Source organism: Methanoculleus sp. MH98A (assembly GCF_000691865.1).
Classification (GTDB): Archaea; Halobacteriota; Methanomicrobia; order Methanomicrobiales; family Methanoculleaceae; genus Methanoculleus.
In genome coordinates, this window is sequence record NZ_JMIO01000162.1 from 1 (window position 1) to 2,678 (window position 2,678).

Here is a 2,678-nt window from a genome sequence, read left to right on the forward strand (position 1 = left end):
GGGGAAAACATTCGCATCCGGCGAGATCGAGAACAGAAGAACATTTTACCCTCAATTGAAGCAGGTTCTCTCAAGGCAGGAACTGGATATTGATGAGGTTAAAGAAATCATCAAGAACTGCTGGGCAGCGACGGCAAGGATTGAGTTCATACGGTTTACAAGGTTTACCGAAAAAGAAAGAGGGAAACTTGCAGTCCAGACAATTCAAACACTTATTGAAGACTTTCCACAAGACGACGCCAAAGCGGCCACCCGGATAGATGCATTTATCGATGAAGCAGTACGCCTTGGCTATAAGGACAAAAACGATTCTCCGGACCGGGCCGGAGCAGCTGCGTTGTGCAGCGTCCTGCTGACTTCCCTCTTCCCGGACAGGTTCGTTGATTTCAAACAGAGACGATGGAAAAAATTTGCTCGAACATTAGGCTACGACATCCCATACCCCGGCGGTGAAGGGTATGGTCGGGCCATCTTGTGGGCAGGAAGTTTCGCGGCAAGTGTTGCGGAGACCACGTCATTCAGGAGAACATGGAAGGTCAAAGACCCCCTGTGGGTGCTTGCGGGTATTGCCTGGGTCCTGCCTGGATTAAACCTGGACAGGAGCAACCCAATGCCAGACACAAACAACGATACCGAAATAACGACCCTCCTCGCCCACAAAAAGCAGGTCATCCTGTACGGCCCTCCGGGCACGGGAAAGACGTACCGCGCGAACAACTACATCTCGCATTTCAACACCCATGACTATGAAGTTCATGAAGACTCGCTCCTCGATCAACGAATCTTCTCATTGACGATTTACGAACCAAGAGACGGCCAGATTCCCGATCTCTCTCCCGGAACCCGTTTTACCTACGACTGGAAAGGAAGGCGAAACTGGCAGACATACTACGACGAACTCCAGGAAGGCGACGTGGCGCTGGCATATAACGCCGTTAAGTTGCGCCGGTTCACGACGGCGGTCAGGTGTACCCGAAAAGAGGCGAATTCCATAGAGTTTGAGGTGGTTCAACAGTTCGACGGCCCGTCTTTCGAGGATATGAAGAACGATCCCGGGTTGAAAGAATCCATTCTGGTGCGGATACAAATGGCGTGCAGCCTGAAGCGACTGAGCGAGGGCGAACTCCAACGGATTATCGCGCTTTCGGATGGACTGACATACGAGTCGCTCGGCATTGAACTGAAGAAGATCCGGGAGACCATTCCAGACAAAGAGTTCGTTACCTTCCACCCCTCCTTCGGCTACGAGGATTTCGTCGAAGGTCTCCGCCCGGTTACCACCGACGACGGCACCCTCACCTACCGCGTGGAGGACGGCATCTTCAAGACACTGTCCCGCCGTGCATTCAACGTGCTCGCGGAAAGGGCGGGGATTGAAGGGCGATGGAACGAATCCGAGAGCATTCCACACCTTGACGATACGGAGAAGAAAGAATTACTGAAAACTGCACCGGAGGTTCCCTTCTACCTTATCATCGACGAGATCAATCGCGGAGACATTTCAAGGATCATCGGAGAACTGATCACGCTCCTTGAGGCCGACAAACGCTACTGCGGAGAGAATGAGATCACGATAACCCTCCCCTACTCCAAAGAGAAGTTCGCAATCCCGCCGAACCTCCATATCATCGGCACGATGAATACTGCCGACAAATCGATATCGCTCGTCGACGCCGCGCTCCGGCGCAGGTTCGGTTTCATCGAGATGATGCCCGACTACAGCGTTCTCAGGAGCCTCCCCGACGATAATGACGACGAGGTCGGGGAGATCATCGATATCGCTACGGATGCCCTGGAAACAATCAACGAGAGAATTGCAGGTAATTATGACCGGGATCACCAGATAGGCCACAGTTATCTGATGAAAGTGAGGAATGCCGGATCGCGAGACGATGCGCTTGAGATGCTACGCTTCGCGTGGTATCATGAGATCGTCCCCCTCCTTCAGGAATACTACTACGATGCGCCCGCCAGATTCAACGAAGTTATCGGGAGCAAATTCATCAAACTCTCCCCGGACGAGCGGGGTTTCGAAATCCGTGAGAGACTATGCGGCGACGAGTTCCTCATGGCAGTCGAAACGCTTGCGAACGGGAACCATGAACAGGAACATGCCGAACCAGATGAGTGAGAACCAACCGGTAGCAACCCTCTTTGAGTACCAGAGATACCCGTACGTTCCCTCAAAGACGGATTCGTTCGGGGAGGGAACCCTTCACCTGACAAAAAAGACCATCGAACTGCTGGACTCCCTGAACAGCAAAAGACCGTTCCTTGAGATCGGCAGGGACTCGATCAAACCGTTGAATTACGTCGGGGTAGTAAGAACCAACGGCTTCACTGTTCAGATCCTCCCCAAACTCTTTGCATGGGAGAGTTACCGGGAGCAAAGGGCAATGGCAGCCGCAAATCTTCTCAAGATGCTTTCTCATACGGAAAACGTTCCCATCACCGAAGTGGACCCGGCAGGTCTCGATCTCAGGAAGATGGACCTCTTCGAAGTCTTCATTCGCCTCTTTGCAAAGAGCCTGCTGAATACGATAAAGAGCTCCCTGAAGAGGGAATATATCCGCAACTCGAATGAACTCCGCGTAATTCGAGGGCGGATAGACTTCCGGCACCACATAAACCCTGCTCGCATGCATATTATCCCCTGCCGGTACCACGAGCTCTCGGTC

The 2,678-nt window shown here is 52.7% G+C and carries 2 protein-coding genes; both read left to right on the forward strand.

Features of this window, described 5'->3' with window-relative positions:
• The coding region (locus EI28_RS13240) for an AAA family ATPase (protein ID WP_155937433.1) at positions 1 to 2,131 on the forward strand (2,131 nt) is incomplete at its 5' end.
• Positions 2,112 to 2,678 (forward strand): hypothetical protein (locus tag EI28_RS12310; RefSeq protein WP_048115241.1); only part of this gene is annotated, 567 nt, incomplete at its 3' end. The genes EI28_RS13240 and EI28_RS12310, both read left to right, overlap by 20 nt.